Annotated in this window: 18 protein-coding genes; 8 read left to right on the top strand and 10 right to left on the bottom strand. The window is 73.3% G+C overall.

Annotation, left to right across the window (positions count from 1 at the left end):
- Positions 1–100: 100 nt before the first annotated feature.
- The 4 genes from HA073_RS16650 to HA073_RS16635 all read left to right on the top strand — a co-directional run bounded on the left by HA073_RS16650 (position 101) and on the right by HA073_RS16635 (position 3,501).
- Complete coding sequence (locus HA073_RS16650) at positions 101–1,870, top strand: proline--tRNA ligase (RefSeq protein WP_166456814.1); 1,770 nt, start codon at positions 101–103, stop codon at positions 1,868–1,870.
- Between the two features lie 54 nt (positions 1,871–1,924).
- Positions 1,925–2,344 (top strand): CBS domain-containing protein, encoded by a 420-nt coding sequence (locus HA073_RS16645; RefSeq protein ID WP_030499538.1) that lies wholly within the window; start codon positions 1,925–1,927, stop codon positions 2,342–2,344.
- Between the two features lie 78 nt (positions 2,345–2,422).
- Positions 2,423–2,848, top strand: a complete 426-nt coding sequence (locus HA073_RS16640; RefSeq protein WP_013283255.1) for a SufE family protein — start codon at positions 2,423–2,425, stop codon at positions 2,846–2,848.
- 20 nt (positions 2,849–2,868) lie between these two features.
- On the top strand, positions 2,869–3,501 hold the full coding sequence (locus HA073_RS16635; protein WP_166456813.1) for a DsbA family protein: 633 nt from the start codon (positions 2,869–2,871) through the stop codon (positions 3,499–3,501).
- A gap of 36 nt (positions 3,502–3,537) precedes the next feature.
- Here the strand turns inward: HA073_RS16635 and HA073_RS16630 are convergent, their stop codons facing one another.
- From HA073_RS16630 to HA073_RS16615, 4 genes are all read right to left on the bottom strand, one after another.
- Positions 3,538–4,086, bottom strand: a complete 549-nt coding sequence (locus HA073_RS16630) for a YbaK/EbsC family protein (RefSeq protein ID WP_043330797.1) — start codon at positions 4,084–4,086, stop codon at positions 3,538–3,540.
- 59 nt (positions 4,087–4,145) lie between these two features.
- Positions 4,146–4,343 carry a hypothetical protein gene (locus HA073_RS16625; protein WP_043327658.1) on the bottom strand — a complete coding sequence of 66 codons (198 nt, stop codon included), beginning with the start codon at positions 4,341–4,343 and terminating at the stop codon, positions 4,146–4,148.
- A gap of 36 nt (positions 4,344–4,379) precedes the next feature.
- A complete protein-coding gene (locus HA073_RS16620; RefSeq protein ID WP_166456812.1) occupies positions 4,380–5,159 on the bottom strand; it encodes an SDR family oxidoreductase in 780 nt (259 codons plus the stop codon).
- A gap of 266 nt (positions 5,160–5,425) precedes the next feature.
- Positions 5,426–6,802, bottom strand: coding sequence for an MFS transporter (locus HA073_RS16615; protein ID WP_069089558.1), 1,377 nt, complete (start codon positions 6,800–6,802; stop codon positions 5,426–5,428).
- Positions 6,803–6,956: 154 nt separating this feature from the next.
- Between HA073_RS16615 and HA073_RS16610 the strand changes: the two genes are divergently transcribed.
- Positions 6,957–11,393: an HAD-IC family P-type ATPase gene (locus tag HA073_RS16610; RefSeq protein WP_166456811.1), complete on the top strand. Its 4,437-nt coding sequence runs from the start codon at positions 6,957–6,959 to the stop codon at positions 11,391–11,393.
- Here the strand turns inward: HA073_RS16610 and HA073_RS16605 are convergent.
- Positions 11,390–12,337, bottom strand: coding sequence for an L-threonylcarbamoyladenylate synthase (locus tag HA073_RS16605; protein ID WP_043330800.1), 948 nt, complete (start codon positions 12,335–12,337; stop codon positions 11,390–11,392). The genes HA073_RS16610 and HA073_RS16605 overlap by 4 nt on opposite strands.
- A 20-nt stretch (positions 12,338–12,357) precedes the next feature.
- The gene (locus tag HA073_RS16600) at positions 12,358–12,987 is read right to left on the bottom strand and encodes a helix-turn-helix domain-containing protein (RefSeq protein ID WP_069089560.1); all 630 of its coding nucleotides are present in this window, start codon (positions 12,985–12,987) and stop codon (positions 12,358–12,360) included.
- A gap of 65 nt (positions 12,988–13,052) precedes the next feature.
- Between HA073_RS16600 and HA073_RS16595 the strand changes: the two genes are divergently transcribed.
- Positions 13,053–13,643, top strand: coding sequence for a dienelactone hydrolase family protein (locus HA073_RS16595; RefSeq protein ID WP_104112361.1), 591 nt, complete (start codon positions 13,053–13,055; stop codon positions 13,641–13,643).
- 3 nt (positions 13,644–13,646) lie between these two features.
- Here the strand turns inward: HA073_RS16595 and HA073_RS16590 are convergent, their stop codons facing one another.
- From HA073_RS16590 to HA073_RS16580, 3 genes are read right to left on the bottom strand one after another with little or no spacing between them, the layout of a single operon-like run.
- Positions 13,647–14,327, bottom strand: a complete 681-nt coding sequence (locus HA073_RS16590; protein ID WP_166456810.1) for a PH domain-containing protein — start codon at positions 14,325–14,327, stop codon at positions 13,647–13,649.
- Between the two features lie 53 nt (positions 14,328–14,380).
- On the bottom strand, positions 14,381–14,767 hold the full coding sequence (locus tag HA073_RS16585; RefSeq protein ID WP_043327663.1) for a VOC family protein: 387 nt from the start codon (positions 14,765–14,767) through the stop codon (positions 14,381–14,383).
- Complete coding sequence (locus HA073_RS16580) at positions 14,764–15,069, bottom strand: helix-turn-helix transcriptional regulator (RefSeq protein WP_166456809.1); 306 nt, start codon at positions 15,067–15,069, stop codon at positions 14,764–14,766. Before HA073_RS16580 ends, HA073_RS16585 begins: the two co-directional genes overlap by 4 nt.
- Positions 15,070–15,083: 14 nt before the next feature.
- Here HA073_RS16580 and HA073_RS16575 point away from each other — a divergent pair, with 14 nt between their 5' ends.
- Complete coding sequence (locus tag HA073_RS16575; protein WP_240925803.1) at positions 15,084–15,671, top strand: AAA family ATPase; 588 nt, start codon at positions 15,084–15,086, stop codon at positions 15,669–15,671.
- Positions 15,672–15,750: 79 nt separating this feature from the next.
- Entirely contained in the window at positions 15,751–16,485 is a 735-nt protein-coding gene (locus HA073_RS16570; RefSeq protein WP_166456808.1) for an LPXTG cell wall anchor domain-containing protein, read from the top strand.
- A gap of 66 nt (positions 16,486–16,551) precedes the next feature.
- On the opposite strand, the gene HA073_RS16565 is transcribed toward HA073_RS16570, so the two are convergent.
- On the bottom strand, positions 16,552–16,950 hold the full coding sequence (locus tag HA073_RS16565; RefSeq protein ID WP_104112364.1) for an ester cyclase: 399 nt from the start codon (positions 16,948–16,950) through the stop codon (positions 16,552–16,554).
- Between the last annotated feature and the right edge of the window lie 62 nt (positions 16,951–17,012).

Raw genomic sequence — 17,012 nt, 5'->3', positions numbered from 1 at the left:
CTGGTGTCGATACCGCCACCTCGCCGAGCCGGCGACGATCGGCCCGCACGGACACCGAAAGGGGTCGCCCGGCCCTCCGCTCGCGCCATAAGCTGCGGCAATGCTGCTGCGCATGTCGACCCTGCTGCTCCGGACCCTGCGCGAGGACCCGGCCGACGCGGAAGTGCCGAGCCACCGGCTGCTGCTGCGCGCCGGATACGTCCGCCGGGCCGCGCCGGGCGGCTACACCTGGCTGCCGCTGGGCAAGCTCGTGCTGGACCGGATCACCGCGATCGTCCGGGACGAGATGACCGCGATCGGCGACCAGGAGGTGCACTTCCCGGCGCTGCTCCCGGCCGAGCCCTACCGGACCAGCGGGCGGTGGACCGAATACGGGGACGACATCTTCACGCTCGCCGACCGCAAGGGCGCCGACCATCTGCTCGCGCCGACCCACGAGGAGCTGGCCGCGCTGCTGGTGAAGGACCTGTTCACCTCGTACCGGGACTTCCCGGTGACGCTGTTCCAGATCCAGACGAAGTTCCGCGACGAGGCCCGTCCCCGCGCCGGTCTGCTGCGCGGGCGCGAGTTCCTGATGAAGGACGCCTACTCGTTCGACCTGGACGACGCGGGGCTCCAGGCCGCGTACGACAGGCACCGGGCCGCCTACGAGCGCGTCTTCACCCGGCTCGGGCTGGACTTCACCACTGTCCACGCGATGTCCGGCGCGATGGGTGGGTCGGCGTCGGAGGAGTTCCTGGCCGCCACGCCGGTCGGTGAGGACACGTTCGTCGGCTGCACCGCCTGCGACTACGCGGCGAACACCGAGGCGGTGGTGACCCGCGCCCCGGCCGCCGGTGACCCGGACGCGCACCCGCCCGCCGAGACGCACGACACCCCGGAGACGCCCACCATCGCGGCGCTGGTCGAGCTGGCCGAGGCCCGCAAGCTGGGCGGGCGCACCGGCTGGACCGCCGCCGACACGTTGAAGAACGTGGTCCTCACCGTCCGCAGGCCCGGTGCCGAGCAGGCCGAACCGCTGGTCATCGGCCTGCCCGGCGACCGCGAGGTGGACCTGAAGCGGGTCGAGGCGGTGCTGGCCCCCGCCACGGTGGCGGTCTTCGAGGACTGGGACGCCCACCCGGAGCTGGTCCGCGGCTACATCGGGCCGCAGATCCTGGCCAAGCACGGCATCCGCTACCTGGTCGATCCCCGCGTGGTGCCCGGCACCGCCTGGCTGACCGGCGCGAACGAGCCGGGCCGGCACGCCACCGACGTGGTCTGCGGGCGCGACTTCGTACCGGACGGCACGATCGAAGCGGCCGAGGTGCGGCCCGGCGACCCCTGCCCGGCCTGCGACGCCGGTGAGCTGACCATCCGGCGGGGCATCGAGGTCGGGCACATCTTCCAGCTCGGACGCCGGTACACCGACGCGTTCGCGGTCGACGTGCTCGGCCCGGAGGGCAAGCCGGTCCGGCCCACGATGGGCTGCTACGGCATCGGCGTGTCCCGGGCGGTCGCCGCGGTGGCCGAGCAGCACCACGACGACCGGGGGCTGGTCTGGCCCGCGGCTGTCGCGCCGTGCGACGTACACCTGGTCGCCGCCGGAAAGGGGCCGCAACTCGACGCGGCGCTCGACCTCGGCGGGCGCCTCGCCGCCGCCGGCCTGCGGGTGCTGGTCGACGACCGCACCCACGTGTCCGCCGGGGTGAAGTTCACCGACGCCGAGCTGATCGGCATTCCGCGCGCCGTCGTGGTCGGCCGCCGTCTCGCCGACGGGTACGTGGAACTACGTGACCGGGCCACCGGTGAACGGGCCGAGGTGCCGGTGGAGGACATCGTGGAGCGTCTGCGCGACGAGGTGGGCGCGACGCGCCACGACGGGGTGTAGCGAACGCGGTACCGGGTACCGCAGACGGATCGACCGAGGTGTTCGGAGGCTCTCATGTACCGCGTCAGTGACGTGATGACCAGGCAGGTGATCTACCTCCCGGCGGAGACCCCGCTGGACGAGGCGGCCCGGGTGATGAAGGAGTCGGACATCGGCGACGTGGTGGTGACCGACGGCGCCACGCTCGCCGGCATGCTGACCGACCGCGACATCGTGGTGCGGGCGGTGGCCGAACGCGCCGACCCGGGCACCACCACGATCGGCTCGATCATCACCCGTGAGGTGGTCATGATCGAGCAGCACTGCACGGCGAACGAGGCGGCGGCGCTGATGCGCGAGCGCAACATCCGGCGCGTGCTGGTCTGCGACAGCGACCGCAAGCTCGTCGGCATCGTCTCCCTCGGTGACCTCGCCATGCAGCTCGACCCCCAGTCGGCGCTCAGCGACATCAGCGAGGCCGCGCCGAACGCGTGAGAGCGGGCCCGCTCGCGTGACGCGGGGCACCGCCACCACCGTCGCATGACGGCGCGCGGCGGCGGATAGCCTCGACTCATGCCCGAGATGCCGACGAAGCTGGCCGAGATCGTGGACGAGTTCGCCGCCGCACCGCGCGACGTCGTGCTGGAGATGCTGCTGGAGTTCGCCGACGTGATCCCGCCCCTGCCCGAGGGTGTGAACCGGGAGGAGCTGGAGCAGGTCCCCGAGTGCCAGACCGCGTTCTTCCTGCGCGCCGAGGTGAACGCGGACAAGACGGTCAGCACCGTCTTCGACTGCCCGCCGGAGGCGCCCACCACCCGGGCGTTCGCCGGCATCCTCGCCGAAGGGTTGGCCGGGGCGAGCGCCGAGGAGGTGCTGGCCGTGCCGGACGATCTCTACCAGCGGATGGGCCTGGCGCAGGCGATCAGCCCGCTGCGCGTACGCGGCGGCACCGCCATCCTGGCCCGGCTCAAGCGCCAGGTCCGGGAACAGATCTCCTGACCGGCGGGTTGTCGCTGGTCATGGACATCGAGATCTACGCCGACGTGGTCTGCCCCTGGTGCTGGATCGGCAAGCGCCGACTGGAACAGGCGCTGGAGTCGTACGACGGCGAGGTGAACGTCCGGTTCCGGCCGTTCCAGCTCGACCCGACGCCGGTCACCGAGCCGAAGCCGCTGCTGGAGGCGCTCGGCGACAAATTCGGCGGACGGGACAAGGCCGAGGGCATGGCCGCGCACGTCACCGGCGTCGCCGCGGGCGCGGGCCTGGACCTGCGGTTCGACCGGGCGGTGGCGGCGAACACGTTCGACGCGCACCGGCTGGTGCGTTTCGCCGCCGAGCGCGACCGTTCCGCCGAGATGGTCGAGCGGCTCTACCGGGCGCACTTCCACGACGGCATCGACGTCGGATCGATCGACGCGCTGGTCACGCTGGCCGGCGAGGCCGGTCTGGACGAGACCGAGGCGCGGGAGTACCTGGAGTCGAACCTGGGCCGCCGGGAGGTCGCCGCCGACCTGAGCGCCGCGCACCAGCTCGGCGTCTCCAGCGTGCCGACGTTCGTGCTGGCCGGAAAGTACGCGGTCACCGGCGCGCAGGAGCCGGAGACGCTGCTCGCCGCGTTGCGCGAGGTGGCGCAGCGCGAAGCGGCAGCCTGATGTTTCACGTGGAACAAGATCGATGCGAATGAGGACCTAGGCCGGCCTGGCCAGGTCCTCCACCACCCTCGCCCCGGGCAGCGCGCCGAGCGCCGGCCCGGGCAGGGCGATCTTGCTGTGCCGTACGCCTGATCCGATGATCACGTGCGGGGTGGCGATCACCCGGGAGTCGACGAGGACCGGCCAGTCCGCCGGCAGCCCGATGGGCGTGATGCCGCCGTACTCCATTCCGCTCAACTCGACCGCCTCGGCCATCGGCGCGAAGCTCGCCTTGCGCACGTCGAGCAGCTTGCGGACCACGCCGTTGACGTCGGCGCGGGTGGTGGCGAGCACGACGCAGGCCGCGTACCGGGTCTCGCCGCCGCGCTTACCGGCGACCACCACGCAGTTGGCCGATTCCTCCAGCCCCACCTGGTACGCCTCGCAGAACGCGGCGGTGTCGGCCAGGTCGGCGTCGATCGGGGCGACGAGTACGTCGTCCACGTCCACCGGGGCCTCGGCCGGCCACTCCTGCAGCGCCGCGGCGACCGGCGGTGCCAGCAGGTCGAGCCGCGCCCGGGCCGGCTCCGTCTTCAGCGTCCCCATCATGTCGCGATCCTCGCACCCGCTTCGCGGATCGCCCCTCCGGGCCCCGGCTCCGCCCCTCAGTTGGGATTGCTGAGGAACGCGTTCTCCTGCGCGAAGTCCCGGTTCTCGGCGGTGGTGAGCTGCCGGCGGCGCAGCACCTCGGGACGGTTCGCCTCGGCGTCCTCGATGCCGTGCCGGACGCCGACCCGGATCACGCCGTAGAGGAAGACGAAACCGAAGACGTAGAGGAGCACTGTGGCGACGAAGACCAGCATGCGGTCACGGTAGGCCGGTGCGGACCCGACCGGTTCTCATCTTCCGCCGGTTCCCCCGTACGTGTCCGCGAGGTAGTCGGCCCAGGTCCGGGTGCCGGTCGGCGTGGCCGTCGTGGTGAGTCCGCCCCCACGCAACTCCCGCCCGAGGCGGCCGGGAATCCGGACCGGCAGCAGCGGACGGCGTACCCGGCGGGCCGCGAGCCAGGTGCGGGCCGCCTCGTCGAAGCGCAGCACCTGCGGCCCGGCGAAGTCCTCGACCCGGTGCGACGGTCCGGCGAGCAGCAGCACCGCCAGCCGGTCCGCCACGTCGGCCGGGTCGACCGGCTGGGCGAGTACGGCCCGGTCCCCGATCACCGGGCCGAGGCGGCTCGCGCCTTTCAGCAGGTCCGCCAGGAACTCGGGGAACTGGGTCGCGCGCAGCACGCTCCACGGCACCGTTCCGGCGGCCACCACCTCTTCGGCCGCGAGCTTGTGCCGGTAGTAGGGGATCGGCACCCGGTCGACGCCGACGATCGAGACGTACACCAGGTGACGGACCCCGGCGTGGCCGGCGGCCATGGTCAGTCGGCGGGTGCCGAGCACGTCGATCTCGTGGGTACGCCGTTGCGGCGACGAGGCCAGGTGCAGCACCGCGTCCACCCCGCCGACCGCCTCCGCCAGCCCGGCGCCGGTGGCCAGGTCGGTGCTCACCCACTCCACCCCGTCTCCGGTACGGGGCCGACGGCTGGTCGCCCGGAGCGTGAAGCCCTCGTCCCGCAGCCGGGGCACCACCACCCGCCCGAGCCGTCCGGTCGCCCCGGTCACCAGCACCCGCATCGCCACTCCTCCCAGCCACGCCCTGCCCACTCGGTCCGCATTCAGGACGGCAGCCCGGCCGGGATCGTGACCGCCCGCCGGGCCGTCGGCCCGAAGTCGCGCTTGCCGGGCTGCTCCATCACAGTGTGTGAGCCCGGCGCAGGCGACTACGACTGTTGAGCGATATACCTGAGAGTCATAATCATGACCAGGAGTCATACCGCAGTCAGGCGATGCCTTCGGCAGGAGCGTTACTGCGCGTGAGCGGCGACCGGGCCGGCAACGCCTCAGCCCGCCGGGCGAGGCACCACTCGACCGGCAAGGGTCAGGCCGAGCAGGCCGCAGCCCGCTGCCACCGCCAGCGTGGTCGCGTAGCTGGCCGGGCCGGGTGACGCACCGGCGGCCAGGACGGCGCCGGTCAGCGCCAGTACGGTGGCCGCGGCGAGCGAGTCGCCCAGTTGCAGCGCCGAGCTGTTGCGGCCCTGCTCGGCCGGGGCCGACTGCTCCAGGGTGAGCACCGACAGCGACGGGTAGAGCAGTCCCATGCCGAGCCCGGCCACGGCCCAGGAGAACACCGCCGGCAACACCGGCAGCCCGGGCAGCAGCGCCGACGCGACGCCCGCCGTACCGATGGTGATGCAGGCCAGCCCGGCCCGGGGCAGGCTCGCCGCCGACCGGGGCGAAGCGATCCGGCCCTGGATCCACGAGCCCACCGACCAGGACAGCGCCCCCACGGTCAGCACCAGGCCGGCGCCGGTGGGCGAGAAGCCGCGCTCCCGCGACAGCATCAGCGGGATCACCACCTCGGCGGCCACGAACGCCGCCGACGCCAGCGCGCGCAGGCCGATCACCGTCGGCAGACCGCGTGCCGCGCGCAGGAACCCGGACGGCAACAGGTGCGGCACGCAGACGAACAGCCCGGCCAGCGCCCCGGCGGTCAGGGCGGCGGCGAGCACGCCGCGCTGCTGCCCCCCGTAGTGCAGCAGTGCGGCGCTCGCCCCCGCCCCGCAGGCCCAGCCGACGCGGGCCAGCGCGCCCGCGGGCGGCCGGGTCGGCACGGTGCCGGCCAGCGCCTTCAGACCCGGCTGGATCAGCAGCGCCGCCGGAATCGCCACCGCCGGTACCGCGAGGAACACCCATCGCCAGCCCAGATGTTCCACGATCAGGCCGGCCAGCGCCGGGCCGACCAGCGACGGCACCACCCAGGCCGCGGCGAACGCGGCGAAGATCCGCCGCCGCAACTGCTCCGGGTACGCCTGACCGACCACCACGTAGAGCGCCACCGAGACGAGTCCGGAACCGAAGCCCTGCACCACCCGCCCGACGACCAGCATCTCCATGGTCGTCGCGGAACCGGCCACCACCAGCCCGGCGACGAACCAGGCGACGCCGTGCCACATCGCCGGCCGTGGTCCGCGCGCGTCGCACCAGATGCCGGAGGCGACCATCGCCACCACGCCGGAGGCGAACGAGCCGCCGAACGCCAGCGCGTACAGGCCGAGCCCGTCCAGCGCGCGGGCCACCGTCGGCATGGCGGTGCCCACCGCCAGCGCCTCGAACGCGAGCAGGGACACCAGGGCGACGCTGCCCACAGTCATCGCCCGAAGGCGCGGCGACCACAGGTCGACGGGTGGATCGGCCGGGAGGGCGGCGGTGCTGGTCATGGGCTACAGCCTCGGACCTCACCCCGGGTTGAGGTCAACTGTGGTCCCCGTCTCGTCCGGCGGGAACGACCGGACCCCGAACTTCTGCCGTCCGGGTGGCATAACGGACGCCGCGCCGGGAAGTCGGGCCGCCGGGACGAGACCGGGAGGCGAGATGGCGCTGGGACGCTTCGCCGGCCTCCTGCTGTCCCCGACGGTCGTACCCACCAAGGTCTCCGAGGTCGCGGGAAGCGTGGGTACGGCCGCCGCCCGGCTGGCCCGGCTCACCGGGCTGACCAGCCGCCGGGTGTGGTCGCAGGACGGCCGCCACCACATCGAGGTGCACGGCGTCTGCCAGGACGGCGGCGACCGGCTCGCCCGTCAGGTCGAGGCGGCGCTGGAGTCGATGCCGGGCGTGACCTGGGCGCGGGTGAACGCGCCGTCCGGCCGGGTGGTGGTGGCGACCGGGGAGCCGGCGCCGAAACTGCGCGATCTGATCGCCACAGTGGCCCGCGTCGAGCAGACCTGCCCGTACGAGCCGGACCCGGAGATCGAACCGCCGCAGCCGCCCGAGGACGGCCCGCGTACCGCGCGCACGTTCGGCGCGCTGCTGTCCGACGTGCTCGGACTGGGCATCTCCGCCGCCACCCGGGTGCTGCCGCTCACCCCCGTGCCGGCCGAGGTCGCCGGGCTGCTCGGCGCTGTCGACCTGCACCCGAAGCTGCACGCGCTGGCCGGGCTGGGCATCCGCGCCGACCCGCGCGCCGAGGTGCTGTTCCCGCTGGCCGAGGCGGTGGTGCAGGGTCTCACCGGCGGCTGGGCCGGGATCGTGCTGGACGGCGCGCAGCGCGTCGTGCAGTGGGGCGAGGGGGCCGCTCAACTGGCCGCGTGGCGGCGGGCCGAGCCACACCTGACCGGTGACCCGGAACGGGCTGTGGCCCGGGTGCCGGACGGCGAGCGGCCGTGCCCGGTGCCGGACGGGCAGCCGGAGCGCTACGCCAAGCGGGTACTCCCGGCCGGCGCGGTCGCCGGAGCGGCGGCGCTGCCGGTGCTGGGACCCAAGCGGGCCGCCGCGCTGGCACTGTCCTCGCTGCCGAAGGCGCCCGGTTCCGGCCGCGAGGGTTACGGCGCCCAACTGGGCCGGATGCTCGCCCGGCGCGGCGTGATCGCGATGGACCGCAGCGTGCTGCGTGAGCTGGACCGGATCGACACGGTGGTCCTGGACGCGGCGGTGCTCGGTTCGGACCGGGGGGTGCTGGCCGACCTGGCGCCGCTGGCCGACGCCGACACCGGGCAGGTCGCCGCCCGGGCGTTCGCGCTGTTCGACCCGGCCGAGCCGGACGCGGTACGCGCCGCCGACGGCTGGCGGATCGGCCCGCTGGACCGGCTCGGCGCCGACGATCCCGGGGACACCGCGGACAGCGCGCGGCTGCGCGCCGACGGTGGACGGCTGCTCGGGCTGGCCGAGAACGGCCGGCTCGCCGCCGTACTGCGGGTAGAGCCCGAGCCCGCACCGGGCGTGGACGCGCTGGCGTCGGCCGCCCGGCAGGCGGGCCTGCGGCTCGTGGTCGGCGGCGCGGACGACGGCCGGTACGACTTCGCCGACCTGCTCGTACCCGGTGGTGCCCGGCTCGCCGACGCGGTGCACGACCTGCAACGCGAGGGCGCGGTGGTGATGGTGGTCTCCGGCGAGCGGTCGGCGCTCGCCGCCTCGGACTGCGGCCTCGGCGTGTACGGCCCGGAGGACCTGCCGCCCTGGGGCGCGCACCTGCTGGTCGGCGACGACCTGCGGGTACCGGCACTGCTCATCGACGCGGCCGGGGTGGCCCGCCGGATGACCGAGCAGAACATCCGGATCGCCATGGCCGGCGCCGGGCTCGGCGCGCTCGGAGCATTCACCGCCGACCGTCGGCGGCTGCCCCGCCCGACGCTCGCGGCGGTGAACGGCGCGGCGGCGCTCGCGTTCGCGCACGGCGTGTTCCGGGCGCACCGGCTGCCGGACCGCACCGGCGTACCGGTGCCCGCGCTCAGCGCCTGGCATCTCATGCCGGTGGAGACCGTCCTCGAACAGCTCGGCACCGACGCGTCCGGGCTGACCGAGGGCGAGGCGACCCGGCGGCGGCGCGTCGAGGTCGGCGACGAGCACGGTCCGGCCGGGCTGCTCCGCTCGTTCGTCGAGGAGCTGTCCAACCCGCTCACCCCGGTGCTGGCCGCCGGTGCGGTGCTCTCCGCCGCGTTCGGCTCACTCGTCGACGCGGCGCTGGTCGGCGGCGTGGTGGGCGGGTCGGCGCTGGTCGGCGCGGTGCACCAGCGCAACACCGAACGGTCGTTGGCCGAGCTGCTGTCCCGCTCGGCGGTCACCGCCCGGGTTCTGCGCGACGGCGCGGAACGGGTGGTGCCCGCCGAGGAGCTGGTACGCGGCGACGTGATCACGATCAGCTCCGGGGACGCCGTACCGGCCGACTGCCGGGTGCTGACGAGTGACGGGCTGGAGGCGGACGAGTCGTCACTGACCGGTGAGTCGCTGCCGGTGGCGAAGAGCCCCGATCCGGTGGTCGCGGCGGCCATCGCCGAGCGGCACTCGATGCTGTTCGAGGGCACCACAGTGGCCGCCGGGCACGGCACCGCTGTGGTGGTGGCCACCGGCGCGGAGACCGAGTCCGGGCGGAGCCTCGCGATGGCCCGGCAGGCCCCGCCCGCCAGTGGTGTGGAGGCGCGGCTGGGCAAGCTGACCAGCAGCGCCGTACCGCTGGCGGCCGCCTCGGCGATCTCGGTGGCCGGTGCGGGGCTGCTTCGGGGCGTACCCCTTGCCGAAACGGCGGCGACCGCCGCGAACCTGGCCGTGGCGTCGGTGCCGGAGGGGTTGCCGTTCCTGGTCAGCGCCGCGCAGCTGGCGGCGGCGCGGCGGCTGGCCGAGCACGGCGCCCTGGTCCGCAACCCCCGGACGATCGAGGCGCTGGGCCGCGTCGACGTGCTCTGCTTCGACAAGACCGGCACGCTCACCGAGGGGAAGCTGCTGCTGGCCGGGGTGGGCACCGGTGACGGCCGGTACGCCGTGCTGGGCGAACTGGACGAGCCGCTGCGGTCGACGCTGGCCGCCGCGGTGCGGGCCACCCCGTCCGCCGCCGACCCGGACGAGTTGCCGCAGCAGACCGACCGGGCGGTACGCCACGGCGCGGACGCCGCCGGGGTGACCGAGCGGACCGGCGCCGCGGAGTGGACCGCCACGGCCGGGCTGCCGTTCGAGCCGTCCCGGGGCTACAGCGCCGCTGTCGGCCGTTCCTCCGGCGGGCTGCTGCTGAGCGTGAAGGGCGCCCCCGAGTCGGTGCTGCCGCGCTGCGCGTCGCGGCGCACCGCCGAGGGGGACCGGCCGCTCGATGCGGCGGGGCGCGAGGAGGTGCAGGCCATGCTGGCCGGGCGGGCCGGGGCCGGGCACCGCATCCTCGCCGTGGCCGAGTGCCGGGTCTCCACCGAGCAGGTCAGCGACGAGCAGGTGAACGGTCTGGTCTTCGTGGGTTTCCTGACGCTCGCCGACGGGGTGCGGGACAGCGCCCGGCCGGCGGTGGCCCGGATCCGGGCCGCCGGCGTACACACCGTCATGATCACCGGCGATCACCCGGCCACCGCCGAGGCGATCGCCGCCACGATCAGCCCGGAGGACGGCGGCCAGCGCGTTGTCACCGCCACCGACCTGGACCGGCTGGACGACGCCGCGCTCGCCGAGCGCCTGATGGCCACCGACGTGGTGGCGCGCTGCACGCCGGCGCACAAGGTACGGATCATCCAGGCTTTGCAGCGCCAGGACCGGACCGTCGCGATGACAGGTGACGGCGCCAACGACGCCCCGGCGATCCGGCTCGCCGACGTCGGTATCGCGCTCGGTCAACGGGGCACACCCGCCGCCCGCGCCGCCGCCGACCTGGTGGTCACCGACGACCGGCTGGAGACGATCATCGCCACGCTGGTCGAGGGCCGGGCCATGTGGTCGTCGGTGCGGCACGCGCTCAGCATCCTGGTCGGCGGCAACCTCGGCGAGATCGCGTTCAGTGTGCTCAGCGCCGCCGCGACCGGCCGCTCCGCCTTGAACGGCCGGCAACTGCTGCTGGTCAACCTGCTCACCGATCTCGCGCCGGCGCTCGCCATCGCGGTACGGCCGCCGGCCGACGACCGTGCCGACCACCTGCTACGAGAGGGTCCGGACTCCTCGCTCGGTGTGACCATGACCCGGGAGATCGGGCTGCGGGCGGCGTCGACCACGCTGGGCGCGACCGCCGGCTGGACGATCGCCAGGTGGACCGGCACCCAGCGGCGGGCCAGCACCGTCGCGCTGGCGTCCCTGATCGGCACTCAGCTCGGCCAGACCGTACTGGCCGGCGGCACCAGCCCCAGCGTGCTCGCCGCCACCGCCGCGTCGGTGGGCGCGCTCGTCGTGGTGGTGCAGACGCCGGGTGTCAGCCAGTTCTTCGGCTGCACCCCGATGGGCCCGGTGGGCTGGGCAATCGCCACCGGCTCGGCGCTCGGCGCGACGTTCGCCAACGGCACGCTCACCAAACTGATGGACCGCATGCCGCAGCCCGGCTCGCACGGGCGTCCCGACGCGGAACAGTTCTAGTGCCAGGTGGCGGCGGCCCGGCGCAGCCGGTCGTTTATCGCGCGGCCCACTCCGGTGTCCGGCACCGGCTCGGCGACGATCTCGGTCACCCCGGCCGCATCCAGCCGGTGCAGCGCGTCGAACAGTCGCGCCGCCGCCGCGGTCACGTCGCCGTCGGGCGACAGCACCTCCACCGCCGCCCAGTCGCCGTCCGCCGGTGGCTCCCGGAAGGCCAGGAACCCCCGCCGGCCGCCGCCGGGCTCGGCCGCCGCGCCCAACCGCAACGGGGTACGCGGGGCGTAGTGCGCGGCCAGCGTCCCGGGCGCGACGGGCTGACCGGAGCTGCCCTGGCGCACCTCGACCGGGCCGACCGCCTCGATGATCGCCTCGACCGGAAGCGCGCCCAGCCGCAGCACCACCGGCCGGTCGCCGCGCGCGTCCACGATCGTCGACTCGATGCCGCACCGGGTGGGCCCGCCGTCGAGCACCACGTCCACGGCGCCGCCCAGCCCGGCCACCACGTGCTCGGCGCGTGTCGGGCTGAGCTGGCCGAACCGGTTCGCGCTCGGCGCGGCCACCGGCACGCCGGCCGCCGCGATCAGCGCCCGCGCCGACGGCTCGTCCGGTACGCGTACCGCCATGGTGTCCAGGCCGGAGGTGACGATCGGCGGGATGATCTCCGGTCGGTCCACGATCAGGGTGAGCGGGCCGGGCCAGAAGCGCTTCGCCAGCTCGGCCACCGCCGCCGGCACCTCGCCCACCAGCGCGGCCAGGTCGGCGGCGTCGGCCAGGTGGCTGATCAGCGGGTCGAAGCTGGGCCGCGCCTTGGCCTCGAAGATCCGGGCCGCCGCCCGCGCGTCGAGCGCGTTGGCGCCCAGGCCGTAGACGGTTTCGGTGGGAAAGGCGACCAGCCCGCCGGCGCGCAGAACGGCGGCGGCCTCGTCGATGCCGCGCTCGGCCGGCAGGACGCGCGGGGATCCGGTGCTCACGCTTCCGACGCTAGCCTGCTCTCTTCGCCGCCCCGGCGAGACCCCGTCGAAGGGGCGGGGTCCGTGTCCGGGAGCGTGGGCGCGTCCGTGGGGTAGAGGCCGGCGGCGAAGCCGTACACCTGGTCCCCGGCGCGGGGGATCTGCGCGAACCGCCGGGCCAGCGCCTGCACCTCCGCCCAGAATTCGCGGACGTCCTCGATCGGGATGCGCGCGTGCACGAGCGTGCACCGCAGTTCGTCGGCGGCGTGCGCGGCGGCCGCCTCGGCGGCTGCTTCGGCGAGCCCGTTGATCCGGGACACGACCTGCTTGTCCTCTGTCCGGGTGAGCGCGCCGACGTAGAAGGTGCGGGCGACACGCCCGTAGAACCGCTCTTCGATGGCGCGTACCCGCCGGGTCCGCACCACGCGCAGCAGCCCGGCGTCCACCAGTTGGTTCACGTGGTACGCGACGCTGCTCTTCGGCCGGTCGACCGCGCGGGCCAGCTCGTTCACCGTGGCGGCGCGTTCCAGGAGCAGTTCCAGGAGCGTGCTGCGCAGCGGGTCGGCGAGCGCGCGCAACTGCTCCGGGGCGGTGACCACGAGCAGGTCCTCGAGGTCGTAGTCCGGGATCCGCTGATTGACCGACATTTCTCGACCGTTCTAAGATTCTGGTTCGTTCGATAACTCTGGTCTGACAACTCAGGAGTGTAGTGATGGCCGAGATCGTGCTCTTCCACCACATTCAAGGGCTCACCGACGGCGTACGCGCCCTCGCCGACTCCCTGCGCGCCGGCGGACACACCGTGCACACCCCGGACTTATTCGACGGCGAACGGCCGGCCACCATCTCCGACGGCGCCGCGCTGGTCAAGCGCATCGGCGGCGACGTCCTCGACCAGCGCGCCGACGCGGTCGTCGCCGACCTGCCCGCCGACCTCGTCCACGCGGGTGTCTCCTGGGGCGCCGCCATCGCCCAGCGGCTCGCCCAGACCCGGCCCGGCGCCCGGGCCGCCCTGCTCTACGAAGCCTGCCTGCCGGTGACCGGTGAGTGGGCGATCGGCCCCTGGCCCGACGGCGTGGCGGTACAGGTGCACGGCATGGAGCAGGACCCGTTCTTCGGGCTGGAAGGCGACGTGGACGCCGCCCGCGAGCTGGTGTCGATCGTCGGCCCCGAGCGCGGCGAGCTGTACGTCTACCCCGGCGACCGGCACCTGTTCACCGACAACTCGCTGCCCTCGTACGACGCCGAGGCGACCGCGCTCGTGGTGAGCCGCAGCCGCGAACTGCTCGACCGGCTCGCCTGACGCCTACTCGTCACCCCGCAGCCGCGCCAACTCGGCCGCGTACTCGGCGTCGGTCAGCACCCCGCGCTCGTACTGCCGGGTCAGCGCGTGGATGTCACGCCGCCGCCCGGCGCTCGGCGCGGGCGGCCGGGTCCGGTCCGGACGGTCGACGCGGACCGGATCCGGCGCCGGGCTCGCCGCCGCGCGCTGCTCCGGGGGCCGGGCCTCGCGGTGGCACTCCCGCAGGGTCGCGAGGATCTCGTCGTAGTGCTCCGGCCAGGTGACCAGCCGGGTCAGCTCCAGGCGGAACGGCCGGACGATGGCGCCGGACTGGATCGGCGTCTGCACCGGCGCGCCGTCGGTCCGCTCGATGACGATCGCGTCGCGTCCCATGTCCAGACCTGCTATCGAACCCGTACCGCTGTGGATATCCGCGACCGACGCCCACGGCACCGTGGTCGTGCGGAGAAGCGAGCGCGAACGTACGCCGACGGGGCTCACCCAGACGCCGAGCATCGCGCGGCGGACCGCGACGGCGAGGACGCCGGCGTTCCACACTCCGAGGACGACCGCCTCCCGTTCCAGGAGACTGCCGCTACGGACCCCGAACACGATGAGCACGAAGTAGCCGACCGCCAGCCCCGCCACGACCATGGAGCCGGAGGTGGCCAGGTCCAGCGAGTACGGGCGCCGCCACACCGTCATGCCGCCAGGGTGACCGATCGTGTCCAGCGGTTCAGCGCGGCGTCAGCGCCCGGCTACCGGTACTGTGCGATCTGGATCAGGTTGCCGCAGGTGTCGTCGAACACCGCGGTGGTCACCGGGCCCATGTCGACCGGCTCCTGGGTGAACAGCACGCCGAGGCCCCGCAGCCGCTCGTGCTCGGCGGCCACGTCGTCCACCGCGAACTGCGTCAGCGGGATGCCGTCGGCCGCGAGCGCCTCCTTGAACGCCTTGGCGGCCGGGTGCGCGTCGGGCTCCAGCAGCAGCTCCACGCCGTCCGGGGCGTCCGGCGAGACCACTGTCAGCCAGCGGTACTCCCCGGTCGGCACGTCGGTCTTCGGCACGAAGCCCAGCACGTCGGTGTAGAAGCGCAGCGCCTTGTCCTGGTCGTCGACGTACACGCTGGTGAGGTTGATTCTCATGAGTTCTCCTGAGTGGGTTCGGCGGACCTGAGCCATCGTTCGGTGACGGCCCGCAGCGGCCGGGTGTCGAGGTGGTGGAACTTGTAGCGACCCTGCCGCCGCGTGACGACCAGGCCGGCGGCCTCCAGGACGTCGAGGTGCTGGGAGATCGCCTGCCGGGACGACGTGACCTGGTGCTTCGTAGCCAGCCGCCCGCAGATCTCGAACAGGGTCTGACCGTCGCGCTCGGTCAGCTCGTCGAGGATCAGGCGGCGGGTGTGGTCGGCCAGCGCCTGGTACAGATCGCCCACGTCACCCACCATATGCAAGTGACGGCTTGCCTATCAAGCGGATTGCCCGCCATTCGGAGGACGACATGCCCGGATACATCCTCACCGGCGCTCCCGGCTCCGGTAAGACAGCGATTCTCCGGCACCTGGAGATCGACGGGTACCCCGTCGTGGAGGAGGCGGCGACCGACGTGATCGCGCTTCACCAGGCGCTCGGACGACCGGAGCCGTGGCGTGAGCCGGGCTTCGCCGACCGGGTGCTGGATCTCCAACGGGAGCGCCGTCGCCGAGCCGCGGCGAACGCCGGCGAGGTCGTCTTCCACGACCGTTCGCCCGTCTGCACGCTGGCGTTGTGCCGCTATCTGGGCCGGGCCGCACCGTCCGCGCTGTTCGCCGAGATCAAGGACATGACGGCGAATCGCCACTACGAACAAACCGTTTTCTTCGTACGCCATCAGGGCTTCGTGGAGGCGACCGCCGCTCGCCGGATCACCTTCGAGGAATCACTCGTCTTCGAGCGAATCCACGAGTTGACCTATCGCGAGGCCGGATTCGACCTCGCCGACGTGCCGGCCGGCCCACTGGCGAGCCGGGTCGCGGCGATAAGAGAGGCGGTTGATCGACTGCGCCGTTAGCGCAATCAATGCTCCTTGCGCTTCGGAGGGACACCGGTAACATCTCCATGTTTTGATCTACACGGGGAGGAAAGTCCACATGCGATGGAAAACCCCGGCCGGCGCCCTGGTGGCGCTGGCCTTTGTGATTCCGGCGGCGCCCGCGGCGGCGCAGGCCGCAGCGCCCGGGCTGAACGACGCCTGCCAGACGGTCGAACGCAAGGTGTACAAGGATTTCCGCGAGCTCGTCACCATCGACCTGGACACGGCCAACGTTTCCGAGCTGCGGCTGCTGGCCTACCGGCTCCTGGCCGAGGCGCAGGCCGAATCGTTGCCCGTTCTGCCGGGCGAGATCGAGGAGCGGCTGAAGGGCACCTCGGACGACCTTCGCGCATACCTCAAGAACGTGGAGAATCGCTGGGCGACGGCTCTGCGCGTCTCGATCGGCCAGACGATGACGGGTGCCGGCCCCAACGTGCGGGCCGCCGCGCAGAAGGTGCTCGACAACCCGTCCGTCGAGGCCTACCTCGCCTACCTGAACAACGGCCTGTACGAGGCTCGCGCGCTCGACTGCGCATCCCAGCCGACGCCGACGCCGTCTCAGCCCACGACCACGCCGACCGCGACGCCCAGCGCCACGTCGACAGTCGTGCCGCCCCTCAGTCCCTCCGCCAGCGTGGGCGTACCCGGCGGCGACGGTGGTGGCGAGGGTGGCGGCCTGCCGGTGACCGGCTCCGACACCGCGACAGTGGCCGGCATCGGCGGGGCGCTGCTGCTCCTCGGCGGCGCCAGCTACGTCATCGGACGCCGACGTCGTTCCCGCTTCGTCGCATAGCTTCCTGGGCGCGCCCAGCTCGATGTCGCATCGGGCTGGGCGCGCCGCGTTTCCGGATTCCCCCGGTCAGCCGGCGAGTTGCCGCCGCACCGAGTCGGTGTCCATCAGGTACGACATGTGCTTGAACTTGCCGTCCTGGAGCCGGTAGAAGGCGGTCTCGACGAACGAGACCGAGGCGCCGGTAGGTGCCAGGCCGTTCCACTCCTTGACGGGCGTTCCGGTGTCGACGAGGCGGGCGGCGATCCGGTCGCCCTCGACGACCAGATCCTGGATCTCCCAGTGGAGATCCGGCACCGCCTCGACGTGCTTGTAGAACTCGGCCACCATGTCCGCCATCCGGACCGGCGTGCCGTTCATGATCACCTCTTCGTGGGCGAAGTCGGCCATGCGGTCGAACTCCCGCTTGTTCGCCAGATCGACGTACCGCAGGTAGAAGTCACGCAGTTCCTCAGTGGTGGCGCTCATGATCGCTCGTTCCCCTCCGCACATTTTGTACCGCTCGGTTCGGAGCTAACCGTAGCAGGGTT

Origin of the sequence: Micromonospora sp. CMU55-4 (assembly GCF_011602315.1) — a bacterium.
GTDB classification, from domain to species: domain Bacteria; phylum Actinomycetota; class Actinomycetes; order Mycobacteriales; family Micromonosporaceae; genus Micromonospora; species Micromonospora chalcea.
Note: the sequence above shows the minus strand (reverse complement) of the source record. Positions and strands in the feature narration are given on the sequence as shown.

Coding starts and splice junctions, on each gene's coding strand:
- HA073_RS16565 (WP_104112364.1), bottom strand. CDS start 16,950: ATGAGCGCCACCACTGAGGAACTGCGTGACTTCTACCTGCGGTACGTC.
- HA073_RS16640 (WP_013283255.1), top strand. CDS start 2,423: ATGCCCGAGATGCCGACGAAGCTGGCCGAGATCGTGGACGAGTTCGCC.
- HA073_RS16580 (WP_166456809.1), bottom strand. CDS start 15,069: ATGGTGGGTGACGTGGGCGATCTGTACCAGGCGCTGGCCGACCACACC.
- HA073_RS16650 (WP_166456814.1), top strand. CDS start 101: ATGCTGCTGCGCATGTCGACCCTGCTGCTCCGGACCCTGCGCGAGGAC.
- HA073_RS16595 (WP_104112361.1), top strand. CDS start 13,053: ATGGCCGAGATCGTGCTCTTCCACCACATTCAAGGGCTCACCGACGGC.
- HA073_RS16635 (WP_166456813.1), top strand. CDS start 2,869: ATGGACATCGAGATCTACGCCGACGTGGTCTGCCCCTGGTGCTGGATC.
- HA073_RS16645 (WP_030499538.1), top strand. CDS start 1,925: ATGTACCGCGTCAGTGACGTGATGACCAGGCAGGTGATCTACCTCCCG.
- HA073_RS16600 (WP_069089560.1), bottom strand. CDS start 12,987: ATGTCGGTCAATCAGCGGATCCCGGACTACGACCTCGAGGACCTGCTC.
- HA073_RS16585 (WP_043327663.1), bottom strand. CDS start 14,767: ATGAGAATCAACCTCACCAGCGTGTACGTCGACGACCAGGACAAGGCG.
- HA073_RS16570 (WP_166456808.1), top strand. CDS start 15,751: ATGCGATGGAAAACCCCGGCCGGCGCCCTGGTGGCGCTGGCCTTTGTG.
- HA073_RS16615 (WP_069089558.1), bottom strand. CDS start 6,802: ATGACCAGCACCGCCGCCCTCCCGGCCGATCCACCCGTCGACCTGTGG.
- HA073_RS16625 (WP_043327658.1), bottom strand. CDS start 4,343: ATGCTGGTCTTCGTCGCCACAGTGCTCCTCTACGTCTTCGGTTTCGTC.
- HA073_RS16590 (WP_166456810.1), bottom strand. CDS start 14,327: ATGACGGTGTGGCGGCGCCCGTACTCGCTGGACCTGGCCACCTCCGGC.
- HA073_RS16610 (WP_166456811.1), top strand. CDS start 6,957: ATGGCGCTGGGACGCTTCGCCGGCCTCCTGCTGTCCCCGACGGTCGTA.
- HA073_RS16620 (WP_166456812.1), bottom strand. CDS start 5,159: ATGCGGGTGCTGGTGACCGGGGCGACCGGACGGCTCGGGCGGGTGGTG.
- HA073_RS16630 (WP_043330797.1), bottom strand. CDS start 4,086: ATGGGGACGCTGAAGACGGAGCCGGCCCGGGCGCGGCTCGACCTGCTG.